We start from the raw sequence: 21,483 nt of genomic DNA on the forward strand, positions 1-21,483 counted from the left end.
CGTCGTGTTTTTGGGCGGCCCGCGCACGGCGGCGGGAGCGGGCGCCAGGCTCGCCCGGTGCCTGCCTTCGGGCCACGCCGGCGCCGGGCGGGGCACCCCGCCCGCACCGGTGCGGGCGGTGTTGTATCCGCGCCGCGCGACCCGGCGAAACGCCGTCGAGCCGCGGGGTTTCCGCATGGGCGAGCAGGTCATGCCCCTATAATGGCCGTGCCGTAAAATCCGGCACCCGCAGGCAGATCGACAGGAGAGTTGTTTTGGCGAGAACGAAAACCACGCGCGCAAGTCCGGCCCCCGGTGCCGGCGTCATCTTCGCGTTGCGCGCGATCGGTCTCGTGCTGCTCGTTCGCTGGTTGCACGCGATGGCCCAGATGGACTGGTCGACGGTCTCGACCATGGCATCCTCGCCCTGGGCCTGCGTCAACCTGGTATTCCTGTTCCTGCTGCTGACCCTGCCCGGCGCCGTCGCGCGCGCCGAGCGGCCCGCCCATCCGCTGCCGCAATGGCTGCGCCAGGCCTTGCGACTGTTCGCCCTGCTCGGTTTCCTGTTCGCCGCCTGGTCGGTCGGCGCCTTCATCTGGTTCGCCGGCTGGCGGCGCGGCATGCATGCCGTGGTGGCCAGCAACGGCTGGCTGGTCGCGGCCCCGCTGCTGTATGCGGCGGTGGTCTGGATCTGCCGGCCGCAGCCGCTGTGGCGTACCAATATCGCCGCGCGCCGTTTCGCCATCGGCCGCTACGCGATCTCGATCGATGTGCTGACGCGCACCGTGGTGGTCTGGATGGAGAGCCGCAAGGTCGGCCAGTACGACGCGCGCGAGCTGGCGGTGCGCTGGCCGCGCGGCACGATGCTGCCGCCGGCGGCGGCCTTCGTGCCGGCCCCGGCGGGCGCGGCCGAGCCTTTCGTGCCGGGCATGCCGGCGGGGGCAAGCGATCGTGGTGCGGCGGTCAGTACCGCCGTGCCGGTGGCTGATTCTGCGATGGCAGCCGAGGCGGTGCTTCCGGCCGAGTCGCCGATGAGCGAGGGCGGGGCACGGGCGGAATCCGCCGAGCCGCCCGCAACGGCGGCCCAGGCCGCGGTTTCGACTGCGGTGCCGCTGGACGCGTCCTCGGCGATCCAGCCGGAGCCGGGCGCGATCGCACCGCAAGCCGCCGCCGCGCCCGCGATCGATTCTTCCGCGACGGAGCAGGCGCTGCCGATCGACAAGCCCGCCGATGTCGAAACCTCCGCGCCGGCCGCAACCGTCGAGGCCGCCTCGGCGCAGCCCGATCTTCCGATCGATACCGCTTCGATCGACGTTTCCGCCTCGGCCCCAAGCGCCGACACTGCCGCGACGCCGCCCAACTCCCAGGCCGCCTATGGCCGCCCCGGCGTGCCGCTGGCCGGCGATATCCCGCGCGGCCGGCCGTTCTCGCGGCCCAAGGTCGAGCTGCTGTGGAATTCGCCGGCGGCGGTTGGCCACAACCGCAAGAGCGTGATGCGCGCGCCGCTCGCCACCGAAGGCGATCGGGCGGCCGCCCGCGCGCTGGACGCCACGCTCAGGCAGTTCGTCTGAACGCGTTCGCACCGGCCCCGAGGAGACGAGCATGATCACCCACTGGCTGCTGGCCGCGATCCATCTCAGCGCATTCGGCCTGGCCCTGGCCGCGATCGCCACGCGCAATCGTGCCTTCAAGCGCATCGCGGCGACCGACTCGCCGCAGGTCGCCGACCTGCGCGCGCTGTTCCGGGCCGATACGGGCTGGGGGCTGACGGCCCTGGTGCTGATCGTCACGGGCCTGATGCGCGCCTTCGGCGGTTTCGAGAAGGGCAGCGCCTACTATCTGCATGCGCCCCTGTTCCACCTGAAGATGACGGCCCTGGTGATCATCCTGCTGCTGGAGATCCGGCCGATGCTGGCGCTGATCCGCTGGCGCGGCGCGGTGGCACGCGGCGGCATGCCCGACGTTTCGCGTGCCCATGGCTATTCGCGGATCTGCCACGCGCAGGCCGCGTTGATCATCGTCATCGTGTTCGCGGCGGCCGGCATGGCGCGCGGCGTGTTCGCGGGCTGAACCGCGACGGGGCAGGTCGACGATTCTTTCGACGGGCTTTCCGTTCGGGCTGCGCGATGGCGTTGTTTTCGCCTCCGCCACGCCGCGGTTCAAGCCCAGGAGTGAGCACGGCACGTTCCCGAGACTGGCTTGTATAGGCCGCTCCAGAAGTGCGATGATTCGACATCCGACCGCGTGCAGCGCGATCCCGCCAGATCCCCGTCGACAAAGGATTGGGGGAAACATCAGTCATCGGACGACTAGCGAGGCAGTATAATGGCCGCGCCAATTCGACCTCATCCGCTCACGATCGGATCATCATTTTAAGGATACAGGCCCCATGTCCGTGCCCGCGCTTCCCGTGCCCCCGCGTCGCCGCGCTCGCAGCCTCGCGCAAGACGTCGTCGACGCACTGACGTCGCAGATCGAGAACGGCACCCTGCGGCCCGGCGACAAGCTGCCGACCGAGACCGAGGTGATGGCCAGCCAGGGTGTGAGCCGCACCGTGGTGCGCGAGGCGATCTCGCGGATGCAGGCCAGCGGCCTGATCGAGACGCGCCACGGCATCGGCAGCTTCGTGCTGGCGCCGGAGCGCCGCCGCGCGCTCGGCATCGACCCGGCCACCATCACCACGCTGCGCGACGTGCTCGCCGTGCTCGAGCTGCGCATCAGCCTGGAGAGCGAATGTGCCAGCCTGGCTGCCCAGCGCGCCAACGAGGCCGATCTCGTCGCGCTGCGCCGCGCGCTCGACGCGATCGCGCAGAGCGCCTCGAGCGGGCGCGACACCGCCCAGCTCGATTTCCACTTCCACCTGCAGATCGCGCAAGCCACCGGCAACCGCTATTTCGTCGACATCATGACCCAGCTCGGCACCTCGATCATCCCGCGCGCGCGGGTGAATTCGGCGCGCTTCGCCGGCGACGACCTGGAGCGCTACGTCGGACGTCTGAACCACGAGCATGAGGCGATCTTCGAGGCGATCGCGCGACGCGATCCGGAAGCGGCGCGCGCGGCGATGCGCACCCACCTGACCAATAGCCGTGAGCGCCTGCGCCGCGCGCACGAAGCGGCTGAAGCCGGCCGCGACGGCCACGAGTGAGCCGGCTGGCGGCGCCCAGGCCGTCACGGCGTCGCTCCCAAGCCGCTGCTGAGGTGAATCGCGGGCGGCCATTGCCGGCCGCGGTTCCGGCTACGGGTTCTCGCTCAGTGTCCAAAACGTCAGTCATCGTATAAGATCGCGGTTCTGGCGTTCGGCTGCGTTCGCGGCCCGCCTTGCCACCGTATCGACACCGACCTTCAGAGAGGATCCCGCCGTGACTTCGCCGACTTCCACGACCGCCAAGCCGTTCCGCCGCCTGCTGCTGACCGGCGCGGCGGGCAATCTCGGTCGCCAGCTGCGCGCCGCGCTCGGCGACTGGGCCGACATCGTCCGCGTCAGCGACATCGCCCCGCTCGGCGACGCGGCCCCGCACGAGGAAGTGGTGGTGGCGGACTTGGCCGATCGCGCGGCCGTCAACGCGCTGGTCGAGGGCGTCGACGCGATCATCCACCTCGGCGGCATCTCGGTCGACGCGCCCTTCGATGCGCTGATCGAAGCCAACATCCGCGGCGTCTACAACCTCTACGCCGCCGCCCACCAGTTCGGCGTGCGCCGCGTGGTCTACGCCAGCTCGAACCACGTGGTGGGCTTCCACCCCGTCACCGAGGTGGTCGACATCGATTCGCCGATGCGCCCCGACTCGCTCTACGGCGTCACCAAGTGCTTCGGCGAATCGCTGTCGCGCTACTACTACGACCGTTTCGGCCTGGAGACGGTGTGCCTGCGGATCGGCTCCTCGTTCGACGTGCCGAAGAACCCGCGCATGCTGGTGACCTTCCTGAGCTTCCGCGACTTCATCGAGCTGGTGCGCTGCTCGCTGATGACCAACCGCGTCGGCCATGCGATCGTCTACGGCGTGTCGGACAATCGCACCAAGTGGATCGACAACGGCAAGGCGCAATTCCTCGGCTTTCGCCCGCAGGACAGCTCGGCGCCGTTCGAGCACCTGTTCCCCGCCAGCGGCCCGGACCGCAATCTCGACGATCCGGCGCAGCGCTACCAGGGCGGCGCCTTCGTGGTCGGCGAGCCGATGGGCGAGCCGAAGATCACCCGGTAAGGACCGCGGAAAAGCCGCTGCCCCGGCGGCCATCGATGGGCCGGCGGGGTAGCGGGGCGGCGCTCGCGGCGATCGATCGACAGCACGATCGCCGCGGCGGCGCGAGAGACCCGGCAGACGGCGAGCGTCGCATCACGCGACGCTCGCCGTTGCCGTTTACAGCGTGGCGATTGCCGGATCGCTGGTGCTCGCGCGGCCGGTCTCGACGTGGCCGGCGAAGCGGCGCAGAAAACCCGCCGAGGTGCCGTCGCTGACCGTCAGGTCGTACCAGCCGTGGCTGCCGCGCAGGTCCCAGTAGTCGTCGATGCGCTGGCCCGGGAACAGCTCGTAGGTGCGCGTATGGCCGCCATAGCCGTTCGACACGGTCAGGCGCACCGCCGTGCGGCCGCGGTTCGACAGGCGCAGCGTGAGGTTGCCGTTGATCACGTCGTAGCCGTACAGCGCTTCCGGGTTCGGCGTGCGCCCCTCGCCCGCCGAGGTGGTGCCGCGGAACTGGCAGAAGAAGCCGTTCGGGCCATGCACCGACAGGTCGTAGAGGCCGAGCGTGGCGGCCGTGCTCCAGCTGTCCGACAAGCGGCGATAGGCGTCGACCGTGTAGGCCCAGGGGCCGTCGGTGCGATTGGCGGCCTGCACCTGGAACGCCGCGCCGGCGCGGCCGGTGTTGGCGAACCACAGCTTGAACTTGCCGGTGGTGGAATCGACGCGGCCGAACACGAACAGCTCGTAGGGCAGGGCGCGCGCCGGACGCAGCCCCGATTCCTGCTTCGGCACCGCCTGCGTGCTCGGCGGGATCGGCGTGTAGCTCGGGTGCGTGTTGCGATCGGGCGGCGCGTAGCCGCTGGTGTCCGGCAGTTGCGGCAGGCGCGCGTCCGGATCGCGGAAGTCGAAGGCGCTGGTCAGGTTGCCGCAGACGGTGCGACGCCACGGCGACACGTTCGAGGCCGGGATGTCGTACTGCTCGCCGAAACGCGCCTCGATGAACTGCAGCAGCGAGGTGTGATCGAAGGTCTGCGAGCACAGCCAGCCGCCCTTGGTCCAGGGCGAGACCACGATCATCGGCACGCGCGGCCCGAGCCCATAGGCGCCGGCCACGTGGGTGGCATCGCCGGGGAACACCTCGTTGGTGGTCGCCACCGTCGACAGGCCGTTGTCGCGCGATTGCGGCGCGAACGGCGGCGGCACGTGGTCGAAGAAGCCGTCGTTCTCGTCGTAGGTGACGAACAGCGCGGTCTTGCTCCAGACCTCCGGGTTCGAGGTGAGCGTGGCGAGCACCTGCTCGACGTACCAGGCGCCGTAGTTGGCCGGCCAGTTCGGGTGCTCGGAATAGGCTTCCGGCGCGCAGATCCACGATACCTGCGGCAGCGTGCCGTTCGCCACGTCGGCCTTCAGCACGTCGAACAGCGTGCCGCCCGCGCTGATGTCGGTGCCGGTGCGGGCCTTGTCGTACAGCGGGTTGCCCGGCTGCGCGTTGCGGTACTGGTTGAAGTAGAGCAGCGAGTTGTCGCCGTAGTTGCCGATGTAGGGGTTGTCGCTGGTCCAGCCCCACGAGCCCGCCGCATTCAGGCCTTCGCCGATGTCCTGGTAGATCTTCCACGACACGCCGGCCTTCTCCAGCACTTCCGGATAGGTGGTCCAGCCGTAGCCCGCTTCCTCGTTGCCGAGCACCGGGCCGCCGCCCTGGCCGTCGTTGCCGACGTAGCCGGTCCACATGTAGTAGCGGTTCGGGTCGGTCGAGCTCGGGATCGAGCAGTGGTAGGCATCGCAGATCGTGAAGGCATCGGCCAGCGCATAGTGGAACGGGATGTCGCCGCGCTGCATGTAGGCCATCGAGGTGGTGCCCTTGTTGGGCACCCACTGGTCGTAGCGGCCGTGGTTCCAGGCCGCGTGCATGTCCTGCCAGCCGTGCGGCAGATCCTGGATGAACTGCATGCCGAGGTTCGCGGCGCTCGGGTGGAAGGGCAGCAGCTCGCCCGTGCCGGCCGGCTGGTGGAACACCGACTTGCCGCTGGCCAGCGCCAGCGGGCGCGGATCGCCGAAGCCACGCACGCCGCGCAGCGTGCCGAAGTAATGGTCGAACGAACGGTTCTCCTGCATCAGGATCACGATGTGTTCGATATCGCGGATAGTGCCGGTGCGGCGGTTCGCGGGGATCGCGAGCGCGTTGCGAATCACGGGGGGAAATACGCTGAGCGCGGCGGCGCCGGCGGTGCCGGCGGCCAAACGCAGAAAGTCACGGCGATGCTTCGTCGTCATTTGTTTCTTCCTGTGCGGCGGTGAGGGACGGCCGTGCCAGTACGGCCGCTGGGAAAGGCTACGATCGCGGCGTGCCCTTGCGCCGCGAATGTGGTGGCGAGAATAGCGATCAAACGGTGTCATTCGCGTGAATGACGATAACGTTTGCGACGCAGGAAACAAAATAAAAATCGCCTGAAAGCCGGCTTATTTTCACTTTTCCCCGGAATGTCCGGCAGTCGGGGAAAACCAGCGCAGGCTCGCGGCGAGCCGCTCGCCGGCCAGCTCGATTTCGTAGCGGTCCAGGCTCGGGTCGGGCTGCCTTGGATCGCAGGCGACCACGCCCAGCGCGACCGGCGCGCCGAGCGTGTGGCCGAACGCGGCCGAGCTGAGCGTGCCGACCGGGCGGCCGTCGCGCAGGATCCCCTCGCCGCCCCACAGCGTGACGTCGGGGCGGCCGTCGACACTGAGCGCCACCACCCGCCGCGCGCAGGGCTGCCCCGCCTTGGTCGCGAGCGCGGCCGCGCCCGGAAAGGCGCCCGGCGCGGCATGCTTGCAGAGCCCGGCTAGACCCGCCTCGAAGGGGTCGAGCCCCGGCGACAGTTCGCGGCCCCAGCTCGCGCGGCCGTTCTCGATGCGCAGCGACTCGAGCGCGTACTCGCCCGCGCAGGCCAGGCCGAAGGCGGCGCCGGCCGCCTGCAGCGTGTCGAACACCAGCAGCGCCGATTCGACCGGCACCAGCAGGTCCCAGCCCGGCTCGCCGACGATCGGGTGATGCAGCGCGCGCACCGTGGCATGGCCCAGGTCGATCTCGCGCATCGTGCCGAGCGGGAAGGCCGCCGCGTCGAGCGCGGCCTTCGACACGCTTTGCAGCAGCGCGCGCGAGCGCGGCCCGAGCAGCGAGAACAGCGCGTACTGGCCCGTCACGTCGACGGCGACGCCGTGCAGCCCGGTGGCATCGAGATGCCGCTCCAGCAGGTCGAGGTCGCGCGTGACCTGCGCGACGCCCGTGACGAGCAGGAACTGGTCGTCGGCCAGGCGCGCGACGTCCGGATCCGATTCGTAGCCGCCGCGCGCGTTGAGGATGGCCGCGCGCAGCACGGTGCCGGGCGCCACCGCCAGGTCGGCGGCCGCCAGCGATTGCAGCGCGCGTTCGGCGTCGCGCCCCTTCACCAGCAGCTTGGCCTGCGCGCTGCGATCGAACAGCGCCACGCCCTCGCGCGCGGCGCGATGCTCGGCCGCGCTCCAGTCGTGCCAGTTCTGCCGGCCGAAGCGGTAGTCGATGCGCGGCGCCTGGCCCGGCGGCGCGAACACGTTGGCGATCTCCCAGCCCATGCGGCTGCCGAAGCAGGCGCCGGCCGCCGCCAGCCGCGCATGGATCGGCGCGCGCCGCACGCCGCGCGCGCTGTCGAGCTCGCGGTTCGGCCAGGGCATCGCGTAGTGCAGCCCCAGCGTTTCCTTGACGCGGTCGTGCAGCCAGGCGTCGTTGCCGTGCAGCCGCGCGAAGCGGCGGATGTCGACCGACCACAGGTCCATGCCCGGCTCGCCGCCGACGATCCATTCCGCCAGCGCGCGGCCCGCGCCGCCCGCCGAGGCGATCCCCATCGAGTTGAAGCCGGCGCCGACGAAGAAGTTCGCCAGCTCGGGCGCCTCGCCGAGGATGAAGTGATTGTCGGGCGTGAACGATTCGGGGCCGTTGTAGAACTGCCGGACCTCGGCCGTCTCCAGCTCGGGCACGCGATGCAGCGCGTTGCGCATCAGGATCTCGAACTGGTCCCAGTCGTCGGGCAGCAGCTGGAATTCGAAGTCCTCGGGGATGCCGTCCATGCCCCAGGGTTTCGCGTCGGGCTCGAAGCCGCCCATCACCAAGCCGCCCACTTCCTCCTTGAAGTAGATGTAGCCGTCGGGGTCGCGCATCACCGGCAGCTCGGGATGCACGCCGGGAATCCGGCCCGTCACGATGTAGTAGTGCTCGGCCGAGTGCAGCGGCACCGTGACCCCGGCCAGCCGGCCCAGGCCCTTGGCCCACTGGCCCGCGCAGTTGACCACGATCTCGGCGGCCAGCGTGCCGCCCTGGCCATCCTTGTCGCGCCAACTCACGCCGCTCGCGCGGCGGCGCGTGCCGGTGCGCTCGCTCAGCAGTTCGGTGACGCGCACGCCCTCGACGATGCGCACGCCGCGCTGGCGGGCGCCGCGCGCCAGCGACTGCGTGAGGTCGGTCGGATTGGCCTTGCCGTCGCCGGGCAGCCAGACCGCGCCGGCGAGATCGTCGCTGCGCATCGCGGGCCACAGCTCGCCGGCCGCTTGCGCGTCGATCAGCTCGCATTCCACGCCGTAGGCGCGCGCCGTGGCGGCGCTGCGCTTGAGCTGGGTGAGTCGCTCGGCGGTGCGCGCCACCGACAGCGAACCGCAGCGCTTCCAGCCGGTGGCCAGCCCCGTCTCGGCTTCCAGCGAGGCATAGAGTTCGGTCGAGTAGCGCACCAGCTGGGTCAGGCTGCGCTGCGTGCGCAACTGGCCGACTAGGCCGGCGGCGTGCCAGGTGGTGCCGCAGGAGAGCTGGCCCTGTTCGAGCAGCACCACGTCGGTGATGCCGGCGCGCGCCAGGTGGTAGGCCGTGGAGCAGCCGATGATCCCGCCGCCGATGATCACGACGCGGGCATGGGAGGGAAGGGCGGAGCGGGAGGCGGTCATCGCGAGTTTCGGTCGATTGCAACAAAACGCATCGTATTGCCTAAAAATGACACATTTGCGACGCGACGGGATCCAACTGGTCGAGCGGGGTGGATCGCGTGGGAATCGGGACGGGAGGGGCGAGGCAGGGTGGACGAGCCGGCGGCGCGGCGAAGCCGGATCAGGCGGTTGATGAAAGCGCGGCCAACAGCCGGCGCCTCACTCGATATCGGTGACCCAGGCGCCGAACCACTCGCTCGGATTGGCGATCTCGTCCTGCGCGGCGACCAGCTCGAGCTCGTAGCGGCGCGCGTCGTAGGTGGCCTTGACGACGGCGTGCACGGCCGCCAGCGTGTGCTCGAAGGCGGCGCGCACCGAGTCGCCGCGCAGCCGCCGCGCCACGAACACCGCGCTGGTCAGGTCGCCCACGCCGACCGGGTGGCGCGGGAAGGCATACAGCGGGCGCTGGCCGATCCAGGCCTCGTGCTCGGTGACGGCCAGCATGTTGAAGCGATCGGCGGGACTGTTGCGATCGTGCAGGTGCTTGACCAGGATCACCTTGGGCCCGCGCCGGATGATCTCGCGGCAGGCGTCGACCGCCTCGCGCACCGTCTCGACGCGGCGCCCGGCCAGCTTCTGCAGCTCGCTGTGATTGGGCGCCATGCCGTCGGCGAGCGCGGGCAGTTCGGTGACGATGAACTCCTCCACGCCGGGTTCGGGCCGGATGCCGCCGGTCTGGCCCATCGCGGGATCGCAGAAATACCAGGCGTTCGGGTTCATCGACTTGACGGTGCGCACGATGTCGACCGCCGCATGCGCCTGCGCCGGCGAGCCGAGGAAGCCCGAGAGGATCGCGTCGCAGCGCTTGAGCGCGCCGATCGCGGCGATGCCGTCCACCAACTGCTCCATCTTGGCCGCGTCGATCGCGCTGCCGGCCCAGTTGCCGTACTGCATGTGGTTGGAAAGCTGGACCGTGTTGAGCGGCCAGACGTTGACGCCGAGGCGCTGCATCGGGAACACGGCCGCGCTGTTGCCCGCATGTCCGTAGATCACGTGCGACTGGATGCTGAGGACGTTCTTCATGGTCGGCGGCTCGTCGCGGGTTCGGGGCTGTCATGAACGATACATTAAGTCGCAGCCGCGCGGAAACACGCGGTAATACGGGCGCCGGCGCGCCTCGCGGCAGCCCTGGCTTACTGAACGTAAAATCGCGAACGTCGCGCCGTTCCCTTCCTCTTGTCCGGTATCCCACGATGTTTTCGATCCGCACGATTGTTTCCTCGCGCCTATCGGCGTGCTCGTCGGCACGCTTCCCGGCGCGCCGCGTCGCGGCCGGCATGCTCGGCGGCGCGGCGCTTGCCGCCGCGCTGCTCGCGCCCGCCTCGGCGAGCCTCGCCGCCGAGTCCGAGGCGCTCGCCTCGGGCGCGGTCACGCTGCCGGCCGCCTCGCTGGCAGCGGGCGCCTCGGCCGCGGCCGGCAACGAGGGGCCGGCCTACGGCCCCGAGCTCGAGGGTTTCGCGTATCCCTACCCGGTCCACCGCTACGCCTTCACCTCGCAGCGCGAGCCGCTGCAGATGGCCTATCTCGACGTCAAGCCCGAGCACGCGAACGGCCGCACGGTGGTGCTGCTGCACGGCAAGAACTTCTGCGCGGCCACCTGGGAAGGGTCGATCGAGGTGCTGAGCCGCGCCGGTTATCGCGTGATCGCGCCGGACCAGATCGGCTTCTGCAAGTCGACCAAGCCCGAGCGCTACCAGTACAGCTTCCAGCAGCTCGCGCACAACACGCATGCGCTGCTCGAATCGCTGGGCGTGAAGGAGGCGACCGTGATCGGCCATTCCACCGGCGGCATGCTCGCCGTGCGTTACGCGCTGATGTATCCGAAGGCGACCCAGCAACTGGTGCTGGTCGACCCGATCGGCCTGGAGGACTGGAAGGCGCTGGGCGTGCCGCCGCTGACGGTGGACTACTGGTACGCGCGCGAGCTGAAGACCACCGCCGACAGTATTCGCCGCTACGAGCAGAGCACCTACTACGCGGGCGAGTGGTCGCCGAACTACGAGCGCTGGGTGCAGATGCTGGCCGGCATGTACCGCGGCCCGGGCCGCGATATCGTGGCCTGGAATTCGGCCCTGCTCTACGACATGATCCTGAGCCAGCCGGTGGTATATGAATTCGGCCTGATCCGCGTGCCGACGCTGCTGATGATCGGCGACAAGGACACCACGGCGATCGGCAAGGATGTCGCGCCGCCCGAGGTGCACGCCAGGCTGGGCCGTTATCCCGAGCTCGGCAAGCGCGCGCACGCGGCGATTCCGGGCTCGACGCTGATCGAGTTTCCCGCGCTCGGCCACGCGCCGCAGATGCAGGATCCGGCGGCCTTCCACAAGGCGCTGCTGGGCTGGCTCGCGGCACCGCACGCGGCAGCCGCGCCCGCGGGCGGCCAGGCCGCGAAATAAGGGGCGTTCGCCCCGCGCGCGGCGCCCGAGCGGCCGTCGCGCGCGATTTCCCTTCCTCTGGATCAGGCGCCTTGCGCCGCGATCTCGTCGCGTACCTGCGCGGTGATCTCGTAGGAGCGCACGCGCGCGGCGTGATCGTAGATCTGCGCGGCGACGATCAGCTCGTCGGCGCCGGTCTGCGCGATCAGGCGCTTGAGCCGTTCGCGCACCGTGTCGCGCGAGCCCACCGCCGCGAACGACAGCGCCTGCGCCACGTTGGCGAGTTCGAACTCGCTGCCCTCGAGCACCTCGACGGGCGGCGGCAGCTTGCCCGGCGCGCCGCGCCGCAGGTTCAGGAACTGCTGCTGCAGCGAGGTGAACAGGCGCCGCGCCTCGTCGTCGGTGTCGGCCGCGAACACGTTGATGCCCACCATCGCATGCGGCTTGTCGAGCGTGGCCGATGGCCGGAACTGCGCGCGATAGATCTCCAGCGCGCGCATCAGGTAGTCGGGCGCGAAGTGCGAGGCGAAGGCGAAGGGCAGGCCGAGCATGGCGGCCAGCTGCGCCGAGAAGAGGCTCGAGCCGAGCAGCCAGAGCGGCACGTTCAGCCCCGCGCCCGGCACCGCGCGCACGCGCTGGCCTTCCACCGGCTCGGCGAAATAGCGCTGCAGCTCCACCACGTCGTCGGGAAACGAATCGGCGCTGCCGACCAGGTCGCGCCGCAACGCGCGCGCGGTGGTCTGGTCGGTGCCGGGCGCGCGGCCCAGGCCCAGCTCGATGCGGCCCGGGTAGAGCGAGGCGAGCGTGCCGAACTGCTCGGCGATCACCAGCGGCGCGTGGTTCGGCAGCATGATGCCGCCCGAGCCGACGCGGATCGTGCTGGTGCCCCCGGCGATATGGCCGATCACCACGGCGGTGGCCGCGCTGGCGATGCCGGGCATGTTGTGGTGCTCGGCCAGCCAGTAGCGCTGGTAGCCCCAGCGTTCGACGTGCTGGGCGAGATCGAGCGAGTTGCGGAACGCCTGGCCGGCATCGGCGCCTTGGGGAATCGGCGCGAGATCGAGAACGGAGAACGGGATCATGGGCGGGTGGGTATCGGAAAGTGGGGCGTCACGGCTGCCGGGCGGCGCGGGCGCGGCCTGCTGGCGATGCGACTGCCGTGCTGCGCGGCGTGACGTCGGGTGCCGCCGATTGTGCCAAAGCCCTGTCGAGCCCGCTGACGGCGCGCCGATAACCCTGTCGCGCGCAGGGTGAGCCTGCCGGCGGCAGCGACGTGACGCTCGGCGCTGAAGGTTCCGCAAGTGCGACAGAACAGCACATCAATTGCACGATATGCGACTGTCATATTTCTTCGATAACGTGCGCGGAATCAGCGGTAATGCGCCGAAATATTTGTCGAAATCCATTTGAATCGACAGATTTTTAGTTGAAATGCTACATAAGTCTGACAAGAAAGCTGGCAATCGACATGCGAATCGCTTACGTTATCGCCCTCGTTATTGCGTCGAAAAGTCGACCATCTGTGTCGATATGTGCAGTTTTTGCCGTGTCGTGAGTGGCTCCGGGCAGGGTTTCGGAGTTCGCTGATACACTCGGTCCCGATATTCAAGACACGCCGCGGGATTCCTGAAAAGCGATGGCCGGATCAAGTCGCAATCGCTGAATCGGCGGCGTTCACGATCGATACCACCATCGCCTGGGGCCTCGTCCCGGGCGCCAGGAGTCGGGACCGTGTCAGTCGCAGTCGTCGTTACCGCATCGCGTTTCTTCCTGCTCCGAACCGGCCGTGCCGCCGCCCGGAGCGCATCATGACCGGCCTGTCCTGCGTGGTGGATTGGCTGCTGGTCGCGCTGACCTGCGCGGCCTGCGCCTATGCCTGGTTCGCGGCGCTGGCGCCCGCGCCGCGCACGCCCTCGTCGGCGGCACGCGAGGGCTGGCGCGCCCCGGTCAGCGTGCTCAAGCCGCTTTATGGCGCCGAGCCGCGTCTCTACGAGAACCTCGCCACCTTCTGTTCGCAGCGCCATCCGCGCTACCAGATCGTCTGCGGCGTGGCTTCGCCCACCGATCCGGCGATCGCCGTGGTGCGTCGCGTGCAGGCCAATTTCCCCGGCTGCGATCTTGAACTGGTGATCGATTCGCGCGTGCACGGCAAGAACCTCAAGGTCAGCAACCTGATCAACATCGCCCAGCGCGCGCGCTACGACCGCCTGGTGATCGCCGACAGCGACATCGCCGTCGGCCCCGACTATCTCGAACGCGTGAGCGCGCCGCTGGCCGACCCGTCGATCGGCGTGGTCACCTGCCTCTATCACGCACGCGATGTCGGCGGTTTCTGGGCGCGCATCGGCGCGCAGTTCGTCGACGCCTGGTTCGCGCCCTCGGTGCGCGTCGCGCACCTGGGCGGTTCGTCCGATTTCGGCTTCGGCGCGACACTGGCGCTCACCCGCGACACGCTCGATCGGATCGGCGGCCTCGCCGCGCTCAAGGACGAGCTGGCCGACGACTACTGGCTGGCCGCCCTGCCGCGCCGCGTGGGGCGTCGCACCGTGCTGTCCGAGGTGAGCGTGAGGACCGACGTGATCGAGGCCAGCTTCGCCGCGCTGTGGGCGCGCGAGACGCGCTGGCTGCGCACCATCCGCTCGCTGAAGGGCGGTGGCTTCGCCAGCCTGCTGATCACCTTCACGGCGCCCTGGCTGCTGGTGGGCGCGCACCTGGCGGTGCGCCTGGAAGCCACGCTGCCCGGCCTGATCGCCGCCTGCGCGGCGAGTGCCGGCGTGCTGGCGCGGCTGGTGCTGCATGCGCGCGGCTCGCCGAGCCGGCTGGTGTTCTGGCGCGACCTGCCGCTGGTGCCGGTGCGCGACGCGCTGCTGTTCTGCGTCTGGATCGCGGCGGCGTTCGGCACCCACGTGATCTGGCGCGGCGCGCGCATCGCGGTGGCCGGCGGCGCGCGCGCGAGCTTCGGCGAGGGCGGCGACGGACGATGAGAGCGGCGCGGCGCGCGCCCGGCGCGACGCGTTTCGACGGAACTGGACTGAACGGGCGCGCGGCCCGCCGCGCGGATTGACGAACCTGATCGTATCGAGACGAGTCATGCAAGCAAACGCAACCCCACTGAAGACGCTGTTCCTGCAGGCGCCGTCCTATGACGGCTTCGATGGCGGCGCCGGCTCGCGCTACCAGGCCAAGCGCGAGATCCGCTCGTTCTGGTATCCCACCTGGCTGGCCCAGCCCGCCGCCCTGGTGCCCGGCAGCCGCGTGCTCGACGCGCCCGCCGACGATCTGTCGGTGGCGCAAACGCTGGAGATCGCCGCCGACTACGAGCTGGTGATCATCCACACCAGCACGCCCTCGTTCCCGACCGACGCGGCCTTCGCGCAGGACCTCAAGCAGCGCAATCCCTCGGTGCTGATCGGCATGGTCGGCGCCAAGGTGGCCGTCGATCCGCACAACTCGCTGGTGGCCTCCAACGCGATCGACTTCGTCTGCCGCGAGGAATTCGACTACACCTGCCGCGACGTGGCCGAGCGCAAGCCCTTCGCCGACATCCTCGGCCTGAGCTACCGCGCCGCCGACGGCGCGATCGAGCACAACGGCGCGCGCCCGATGATCGAGGACATGGACGCGCTGCCGTTCGTGGCGCCGGTGTATCAGCGCGACCTGAAGATCGACAACTACTTCATCGGCTATCTGAACTACCCCTATGTGTCGATCTATACCGGCCGCGGCTGCCGCTCGAAGTGCACCTTCTGCCTGTGGCCGCAGACGGTGGGCGGCCATCGCTATCGCGTGCGCTCGGTCGAGAACGTGCTGGCCGAGGTGAAGTGGATTCGCGACAACATGCCGGAAGTCAAGGAGATCATGTTCGACGACGACACCTTCACCGACTTCAAGCCGCGCGTCGAGGAGATCGCGCGCGGGCTCGGCAAGCTGGGCGTGACCTGGTCCTGCAATGCCAAGGCGAACGTGCCGTACGCGACGCTGAAGATCATGAAGGAGAACGGGCTGCGCCTGCTGCTGGTGGGCTACGAATCGGGCGACGACCAGATCCTGCTGAACATCAAGAAGGGCTTGCGCACCGATATCGCGCGCCGCTTCAACGAGGACTGCAGGAAGCTCGGCATCAAGATCCACGGCACCTTCATCCTGGGCCTGCCCGGCGAGACCAGGGACACCATTCGTAAGACCATCGAATACGCAAAGGAAATCAATCCGCACACGATCCAGGTCTCACTGGCGGCGCCTTATCCGGGCACGCGGCTCTACGAGCAGGCGATCGAGAACGGCTGGCTGGAGGAGAACAAGACCATCAACCTGGTCAGCAAGGCAGGCGTGCAGCTCGCCGCGATCGGTTATCCGCACCTATCGAGGGAAGACATCTACCACGAGCTCGAACACTTCTATCGGGCCTTCTACTTCCGGCCCGCGAAGATCTGGGAGATCGTGCGCGAGATGCTGGGCAGCTGGGAGATGATGAAGCGGCGCCTGCGCGAAGGCGTCGAGTTCTTCCGCTTCCTGCGCGCGCACGAGGCCTGAACGCGATGGCCACGTCGCCGCCGCGCGCGCTGATCTTCACCGCCGACGATTTCGGCCTGCATCCGCGCGTCAACGCGGCGGTCGAGCGCGCGCATCGCGAGGGCGTGCTGACGGCCGCGAGCCTGATGGTGGCGGCGCCCGCCGCGCACGACGCGGTAGCGCGCGCGCGGCGGCTGCCCTCGCTGGCGGTCGGGCTGCACCTGGTGCTGGCCGATGGCGCGGCGATGCTGCCGGCGCGCGAGATCCCGGCGCTGGTGGGGGCCGACGGCCGCTTCGGCGACGCGATGGCGAGGGACGGCTGCCGCTTCTTCTTCCTGCCGCGGGTGCGCGCGCAACTGCGTCGCGAGATCCGCGCGCAATTCGAGGCTTTCGCGGCGAGCGGGCTGCCGCTCGATCACGTCAACGCGCACAAGCATTTCCACCTGCATCCCACCGTGTTGTCGATGATCGTCGAGATCGGGCGCGACTATGGGCTGCGCGCGGTGCGCCTGCCTTTCGAGCGTTCCGCGCCGGCCTGGCTGCGCCCCTGGATCGCGCTGGTGCGCGCCAGGCTCGACCGGGCGGGAATCGCGCACAACGACTACGTGGTCGGGATCGAGCGTACCGGGCACATGGACGAGCGCGCGCTGCTCGATGCGATCGCGGCGCTGCCGCCCTCGGGCGTCGGCGAGATCTACTCGCATCCGGCCGAGCCCGGCGACGGCCCGATCACGCCCTCGATGCACGACTACCGTCCCGGCGAGGAACTCGCGGCGCTGCTGTCGCCGCGCGTGGCGGCCGCGCTCGAGGCGGCCGGCGTGGCGCGCGGCGGTTTCGCGGCCGTGTTCGGCGAAGCGGGCGGCGCGAACGGGGCAGGGCGGGGCGCGGCATCGCGCCAGGGCGATGCGCAGGCGAATGCGGAGCGCGCTTCCCGCGCGAGCTCGCGATGACGAAGTGGGTCCGGCGGCTGGGCTGGCCGCTCGGCATCGCGCTGCTGCTTGGGCTGGTGGCCCACGAAGGCGTCGGCGACGTGGTTCGCATCATCGGACGCGCCGGTTTCGCCCTGCTCTGGCTGGTGCCCTTCCACGCATTTCCCTTGCTGCTCGACGCGCATGCCTGGCGCCTGCTGCTCGACCGGCGCGCGCCGCTGGGCTTCCTCTGGTGGGTCGCCACGGTGCGCGAGGCGGTGAATCGCCTGCTGCCGGTGGTCGGCGTGGGCGGCGAGATCGTCGGGATCCGGCTCGCGCGCTGGCGGGTACCGGACGTGGCGCTCGTGAGCGCCTCGGTGATCGTCGAGGTGCTGGTCACGGTGGCCGTGCAGTACGCGTTCTCCGCGCTCGGGCTGGTGCTGCTGCTGGCCGGCACGGGCCTCGGCGGCGGCGCGAGGACCATCGCACTGGCGCTCGTGCTATCGGTGCCGGTACCCGTGCTGGCCTTCGCGCTGCTGCGGCGCGGCGGGATCTTCCACGCGATCGAGCGTTTCGCCGGCCGGCTGCTCGGCGACACCGGCGCGCTGCTGCAGGGCGTCGACGGCAAGCGGCTCGACGCGGCCATCGAGGCGCTGATGTCGCGCAGCGGCCTGCTGCTGCGCGCCTTCGGCTGGCAGTTGGCCGGCTACGTGAGCGGGGCGCTGGAAATCTACTGGGCGCTGGCCCTGCTCGGGCATCCCGTGTCCACGGGCGGGGCGATCGCCATCGAGGCCATGGTGCAGGCCGTGCGGCACGCGGCCTTCATGGTGCCGGGCGGGCTCGGCGTGCAGGAGGCGACGGTGGTGCTGCTCGCGCAGATGTTCGGCGTCGATCGCGAGACGGCGCTGTCGCTGGCGCTGGTCAAGCGTGCCCGCGAGTTGCTGTTCGGCGCCCTGGCGCTGGTGTCGTGGCAGGGCGCGGAGATCGTCGTGGCGCGTCGCGAGGCCAGACACGAGGCAAAGCACGAGACAAAGCACGAGACAAAGCACGAAGCCAGGCACGAGACCGCCAATCGCGACCGACGAGGCGGCTCGACCGGGAATGCCTGAAGGCCGCCCCACCCGAGCGCGGTCGCAGCATGGGCGACCCGGACCGAAGCAGTCCTGATCGCCCGGCCCGGTCCGAATCCGGCGACCGATGTTGTTGCACGCCCCCATAGGCGCGTATCCTTCCAGCTTGTCCTTTTCCCCGCGCGAACCGCGCGCCCGCAATCGATGATGGAATCGGTAATCCGGCCGGCCCGGCCCTGGCTGCTCGCCTCGGCACTTGCCGCGACGTTTCTGCTCGGCGGCTGCGACAGCCACGAGAACGAGGTGGTCGTGCATCGACTCAAGGAATTCTTTCGTGCGATCCAGCCGGCACCGTTGCTGCTGCGCGGCCTGAAGCCCGGCGTGTCGACCGAGGAGGAGGTGCGCTCGCGCCTGGGCAAGCCGGAGACGGAGCGGCAGGCGATCGACGGCTCGAAGCGGCTCGAGTATCCGCGCGGGCCGATGGGCGACGAGACCTACATGGTCGATATCGACCGCAACGGCTTGTTCCTCGGCGCGACCCAGGTGCTGACGGCCGAGAACTTCGCGATGATCCGCCCCGGCATGACGCAGGACGAGGTGCGCCAGTTGCTGGGCAAGCCAACCGAGGTCGCCCAGTATCCGCTCAAGCCGGAAACGGTCTGGAGCTGGCGCTGGCGCGAGGACGGCGTGAACCAGGACGCGTTCTTCAACGCGCATTTCGGTCCCGACGGGCTGGTATCGACGACCTCGCGCTCGGACCTGCCAACGGGGCGCTGAGCGAGGCACGCTGATGGTGACGACGATGAAGGCTGGCCCCCGAAACGATGCCCATTACTGGCGCTCGGCGCTGATTCCCGGCGCCGACATGGTGACGGCCCGCTTCACCGATCACGCCTATTCGCCTCACTGGCACGAGGCCTACACGATTTCGCTGATCGAGGGCGGCGCGGAGCGCTACGACTACCGCGGCACGCGCCACGTGGCCGATGCCGGCTCGCTGCCGATCATCAATCCCGGCGAAATCCACACCGGGTCGAGCGCGGCCGATGCCGGCTGGCAGTGCCGCACGTTCTATCTGCCGACCGGCTTCGTCCGGCAGGTCGCCGACGAGGCCGGGCTGGCCGGCACCGAGCCGCCCTGGTTCGGCTCGGACATCATCAGGGACCCCGATCTGGCGAGGCGTGCCTTGCGCGCGCATCGCGCGCTGGAAGCCGGCGCGGACCGGCTGGCCGCCGAATCCATGCTGCTCGACGCGGTCTCGACGCTGCTGGTGCGGTACGCGCAGGCGCGGCCCCCTTCACGGCCGATCGGCCAGGATGGGGCGCGGGTGGCGCGCATGAAGGCGCGCATGCTCGACGACCTGACGGCCTCGCTCGAACTGTCGGTGCTGGCCGAGGCCGTCGGCCTGTCGAAGTTTCATGCGCTGCGGATCTTCACGCGCGAGGTCGGCATGGCCCCGCACGCCTGGCGCAACCAGGTACGCCTGTCCCGGGCCAGCGACGCGCTGCGCTCGGGCGCATCGGCCACCGAGGTATCCGTCGCCTTCGGCTTTGCCGACCAGAGCCATTTCAGCCGCCATTTCAAGAAGGTCCACGGCGTATCGCCGGGCCGCTGGAGCCGGTCGCGCTGAACGGGCCGGCCGAGGCAGCGCAATAACGTTCAAGCGGCCGTCGCGGATCGCGGTCTACCCTCGCTTCGACAGGAGGACACCATGACCGTGAATCAGCAGGCCGGCCCCATGACGGGGATCCCATCCACCGGCGGCAGCCCTGCCGCGCCCGAACCCGGCAAGTCGCGTCGCGGCGCCGACATCCTCGTCGAGGTGCTGCGCAGCGAAGGCGTGGAGTATGTGTTCGGCAATCCCGGCACGACCGAGCTGTCCTTTGTCGACGCGCTGACCGGCGTCGATGGCCTGTCCTACATACTGGGCCTGCAGGAGGCCGCGGTGGTGGCGATGGCGGACGGTTACGCCCAGGCTTCCGGGCGTCCCGGTTTCGTCAATCTGCACACGATGGCGGGGCTCGGCCATGCGATGGGCGCGCTGCTCAACGCGAGGCAGGCAAACACGCCCCTGGTCGTGACGGCCGGCCAGCAGGACACGCGGCACGTGCATACCGGGCCGCTGCTGCATGGCGAGCTGCTCGATATCGCCCGGCCGGCGGTCAAGTGGGGGCATGAAATCCGGCATCCCGACGAGATCGCCGTGTTCGCCAGGCGGGCGTTCCAGGACAGTTGCGCCGCGCCTTCGGGGCCGGTGTTCCTGTCCTTGCCGATGGATGTGATGGAGCGCACCGGCACCGCCGTGCCGCCGGCGGCTTCCGTGATCCACCACGGCGCGATCGCGGCCGCGCTGCCCGAGCTGGCGCAGGCGCTGGCATCCGTCGCGCCGGGGCGGATCGCGATACTCGCGGGCGACGAAGTGTTCGTGGCGGGCGCGAGCGACGAGGTGGCGCAGCTTGCCGAGGCGCTCGGCGCGACCGTGTTCGGCTCGTCCTGGCCCACTCATCTGCCGTTCCCGAGCTCGCATCCGCTGTGGGCCGGCAACCTGCCCGGCACGGCATCGGCGATCCGCCAGGCTCTCGCGCCCTTCGACGCGATGCTCGTGCTGGGCGGCCATTTCTCGATTTCCATCCTCTACACCGAAGGGCCGGCCGTGCCGTCCTCCTGCCGGCTGTTTCAACTGACGTCCGATCCGCACCAGCCGGGCCGCACCCATGCATGCGAGCTGGCTTGCGTCGGCGGCATCCGCGAATCGCTGCGCGCGTTGTTGCCCTTGCTGTCCCATAGCCTGGAGGGCCGGCGTCAGGAGATCGAAGCCGTGCTGGCCCGCGCGGCGGACCAGCGCGCGCGGCGCCGCGGCGAGATTCGCGCGCGTGCCGAATCCGAGTTGCGCCGGCCCGAAACGACGCCCTGGGCGGCGGCGCACGAGCTGGCCAGGGCGTTGGGAAGCGGCACGCCGCTGGTCGACGAGTCGCCCGCGACGATGCCGCTGATCCGCGGCATGCTCGACACGGACGCGACGCGGCAGTACTACGGCAATCGCGGGGCGATCCTCGGCTGGGGCATGGGCGCGGCGGTCGGCGTGTCGCTGGGGCTCGGCCGGCAGCCGGTGGTGGCGGTGATCGGCGACGGCTCCGCCCTCTACGCGCCGCAAGCCCTGTGGACGGCCGCGCACGAGCGCCTGCCGGTGACCTTCGTGATCGTCAACAACCGTTCGTACGACATCCTGAAGAACTTCATGAAATCGCAGCATCACTTCGCCAGCGTGCGTGCCGGCCGTTTCATCGGCATGGACCTCGACGAACCGCCGATCGATTTCCTGGCGCTGGCGGCATCCTGGGGCCTGCCGGCACGTCGTATCGAGCGCGCCGGCGAAATCGCGGCGGCCGTCGAACACGGCATCGCCTCGGGCCTGCCGAACCTCGTCGAACTCCCGGTCGGCACGGCCTGAATGGGAACCGGCGGGTGC

General features: G+C 69.8%; 15 protein-coding genes and 1 pseudogene. 12 read left to right on the forward strand and 4 right to left on the reverse strand.

Annotated elements, in window-relative coordinates:
- Nucleotides 1-254 precede the first annotated feature (254 nt).
- The 4 genes and pseudogenes from BM43_RS42730 to BM43_RS29035 all read left to right on the forward strand — a co-directional run.
- Nucleotides 255-1,070 (forward strand): annotated as a pseudogene (locus BM43_RS42730) (hypothetical protein); the annotation flags it as partial.
- A gap of 511 nt (nt 1,071-1,581) precedes the next feature.
- Nucleotides 1,582-2,049: a DUF2214 family protein gene (locus BM43_RS29025; RefSeq protein ID WP_036052259.1), complete on the forward strand. Its 468-nt coding sequence runs from the start codon at nt 1,582-1,584 to the stop codon at nt 2,047-2,049.
- Between the two features lie 319 nt (nt 2,050-2,368).
- A complete protein-coding gene (locus tag BM43_RS29030) occupies nt 2,369-3,127 on the forward strand; it encodes a FadR/GntR family transcriptional regulator (RefSeq protein ID WP_013697162.1) in 759 nt (252 codons plus the stop codon).
- A gap of 214 nt (nt 3,128-3,341) precedes the next feature.
- Nucleotides 3,342-4,184, forward strand: coding sequence for an NAD-dependent epimerase/dehydratase family protein (locus BM43_RS29035; protein WP_036052256.1), 843 nt, complete (start codon nt 3,342-3,344; stop codon nt 4,182-4,184).
- 156 nt (nt 4,185-4,340) lie between these two features.
- Here BM43_RS29035 and BM43_RS29040 read toward each other — a convergent pair whose 3' ends face one another.
- From BM43_RS29040 to pdxY, 3 genes are all read right to left on the reverse strand, one after another.
- The gene (locus BM43_RS29040; RefSeq protein ID WP_036052254.1) at nt 4,341-6,437 is read right to left on the reverse strand and encodes a phosphocholine-specific phospholipase C; all 2,097 of its coding nucleotides are present in this window, start codon (nt 6,435-6,437) and stop codon (nt 4,341-4,343) included.
- Between the two features lie 192 nt (nt 6,438-6,629).
- The gene (locus BM43_RS29045) at nt 6,630-9,107 is read right to left on the reverse strand and encodes a GcvT family protein (protein ID WP_036052252.1); all 2,478 of its coding nucleotides are present in this window, start codon (nt 9,105-9,107) and stop codon (nt 6,630-6,632) included.
- Between the two features lie 198 nt (nt 9,108-9,305).
- Nucleotides 9,306-10,169, reverse strand: coding sequence for a pyridoxal kinase PdxY (gene pdxY / locus BM43_RS29050; protein WP_013697166.1), 864 nt, complete (start codon nt 10,167-10,169; stop codon nt 9,306-9,308).
- A 170-nt stretch (nt 10,170-10,339) separates the two neighbouring features.
- On the opposite strand from pdxY, the gene BM43_RS29055 reads away from it, so the two are divergent.
- A complete protein-coding gene (locus tag BM43_RS29055) occupies nt 10,340-11,545 on the forward strand; it encodes an alpha/beta fold hydrolase (protein WP_036052250.1) in 1,206 nt (401 codons plus the stop codon).
- 62 nt (nt 11,546-11,607) lie between these two features.
- Here BM43_RS29055 and BM43_RS29060 read toward each other — a convergent pair whose 3' ends face one another.
- Nucleotides 11,608-12,606, reverse strand: coding sequence for an LLM class flavin-dependent oxidoreductase (locus BM43_RS29060; RefSeq protein WP_036052248.1), 999 nt, complete (start codon nt 12,604-12,606; stop codon nt 11,608-11,610).
- A 726-nt stretch (nt 12,607-13,332) separates the two neighbouring features.
- Between BM43_RS29060 and hpnI the strand changes: the two genes are divergently transcribed.
- From hpnI to BM43_RS29095, 7 genes are all read left to right on the forward strand, one after another.
- A complete protein-coding gene (hpnI, locus tag BM43_RS29065; RefSeq protein ID WP_036052246.1) occupies nt 13,333-14,508 on the forward strand; it encodes a bacteriohopanetetrol glucosamine biosynthesis glycosyltransferase HpnI in 1,176 nt (391 codons plus the stop codon).
- Nucleotides 14,509-14,635: 127 nt separating this feature from the next.
- Nucleotides 14,636-16,057 (forward strand): hopanoid biosynthesis associated radical SAM protein HpnJ, encoded by a 1,422-nt coding sequence (gene hpnJ, locus BM43_RS29070; RefSeq protein WP_036053656.1) that lies wholly within the window; start codon nt 14,636-14,638, stop codon nt 16,055-16,057.
- Nucleotides 16,058-16,062: 5 nt separating this feature from the next.
- The gene (gene hpnK / locus BM43_RS29075; protein WP_036052245.1) at nt 16,063-16,986 is read left to right on the forward strand and encodes a hopanoid biosynthesis-associated protein HpnK; all 924 of its coding nucleotides are present in this window, start codon (nt 16,063-16,065) and stop codon (nt 16,984-16,986) included.
- Nucleotides 16,983-18,053, forward strand: coding sequence for a lysylphosphatidylglycerol synthase domain-containing protein (locus BM43_RS29080; protein ID WP_036052243.1), 1,071 nt, complete (start codon nt 16,983-16,985; stop codon nt 18,051-18,053). The genes hpnK and BM43_RS29080 overlap by 4 nt, the downstream gene beginning before the upstream one ends.
- 165 nt (nt 18,054-18,218) lie before the next feature.
- Nucleotides 18,219-18,791, forward strand: coding sequence for an outer membrane protein assembly factor BamE domain-containing protein (gene bamE / locus BM43_RS29085; protein ID WP_036030168.1), 573 nt, complete (start codon nt 18,219-18,221; stop codon nt 18,789-18,791).
- A 25-nt stretch (nt 18,792-18,816) separates the two neighbouring features.
- On the forward strand, nt 18,817-19,644 hold the full coding sequence (locus BM43_RS29090; protein ID WP_036053654.1) for a helix-turn-helix domain-containing protein: 828 nt from the start codon (nt 18,817-18,819) through the stop codon (nt 19,642-19,644).
- An 81-nt stretch (nt 19,645-19,725) separates the two neighbouring features.
- Entirely contained in the window at nt 19,726-21,465 is a 1,740-nt protein-coding gene (locus BM43_RS29095; RefSeq protein WP_230676293.1) for a thiamine pyrophosphate-binding protein, read from the forward strand.
- Nucleotides 21,466-21,483: the final 18 nt, after the last annotated feature.

It is taken from the genome of Burkholderia gladioli (assembly GCF_000959725.1).
Taxonomy (GTDB): domain Bacteria; phylum Pseudomonadota; class Gammaproteobacteria; order Burkholderiales; family Burkholderiaceae; genus Burkholderia; species Burkholderia gladioli.

Excerpts from the sequence above, each read along its gene's own strand:
- BM43_RS29025 (WP_036052259.1), top strand. The coding sequence starts at position 1,582 with ATGATCACCCACTGGCTGCTGGCCGCGATCCATCTCAGCGCATTCGGC.
- BM43_RS29030 (WP_013697162.1), top strand. The coding sequence starts at position 2,369 with ATGTCCGTGCCCGCGCTTCCCGTGCCCCCGCGTCGCCGCGCTCGCAGC.
- BM43_RS29040 (WP_036052254.1), bottom strand. The coding sequence starts at position 6,437 with ATGACGACGAAGCATCGCCGTGACTTTCTGCGTTTGGCCGCCGGCACC.
- BM43_RS29045 (WP_036052252.1), bottom strand. The coding sequence starts at position 9,107 with ATGACCGCCTCCCGCTCCGCCCTTCCCTCCCATGCCCGCGTCGTGATC.
- pdxY (WP_013697166.1), bottom strand. The coding sequence starts at position 10,169 with ATGAAGAACGTCCTCAGCATCCAGTCGCACGTGATCTACGGACATGCG.
- BM43_RS29055 (WP_036052250.1), top strand. The coding sequence starts at position 10,340 with ATGTTTTCGATCCGCACGATTGTTTCCTCGCGCCTATCGGCGTGCTCG.
- BM43_RS29060 (WP_036052248.1), bottom strand. The coding sequence starts at position 12,606 with ATGATCCCGTTCTCCGTTCTCGATCTCGCGCCGATTCCCCAAGGCGCC.
- hpnI (WP_036052246.1), top strand. The coding sequence starts at position 13,333 with ATGACCGGCCTGTCCTGCGTGGTGGATTGGCTGCTGGTCGCGCTGACC.
- hpnK (WP_036052245.1), top strand. The coding sequence starts at position 16,063 with ATGGCCACGTCGCCGCCGCGCGCGCTGATCTTCACCGCCGACGATTTC.
- BM43_RS29080 (WP_036052243.1), top strand. The coding sequence starts at position 16,983 with ATGACGAAGTGGGTCCGGCGGCTGGGCTGGCCGCTCGGCATCGCGCTG.
- bamE (WP_036030168.1), top strand. The coding sequence starts at position 18,219 with ATGATGGAATCGGTAATCCGGCCGGCCCGGCCCTGGCTGCTCGCCTCG.
- BM43_RS29090 (WP_036053654.1), top strand. The coding sequence starts at position 18,817 with ATGAAGGCTGGCCCCCGAAACGATGCCCATTACTGGCGCTCGGCGCTG.
- BM43_RS29095 (WP_230676293.1), top strand. The coding sequence starts at position 19,726 with ATGACCGTGAATCAGCAGGCCGGCCCCATGACGGGGATCCCATCCACC.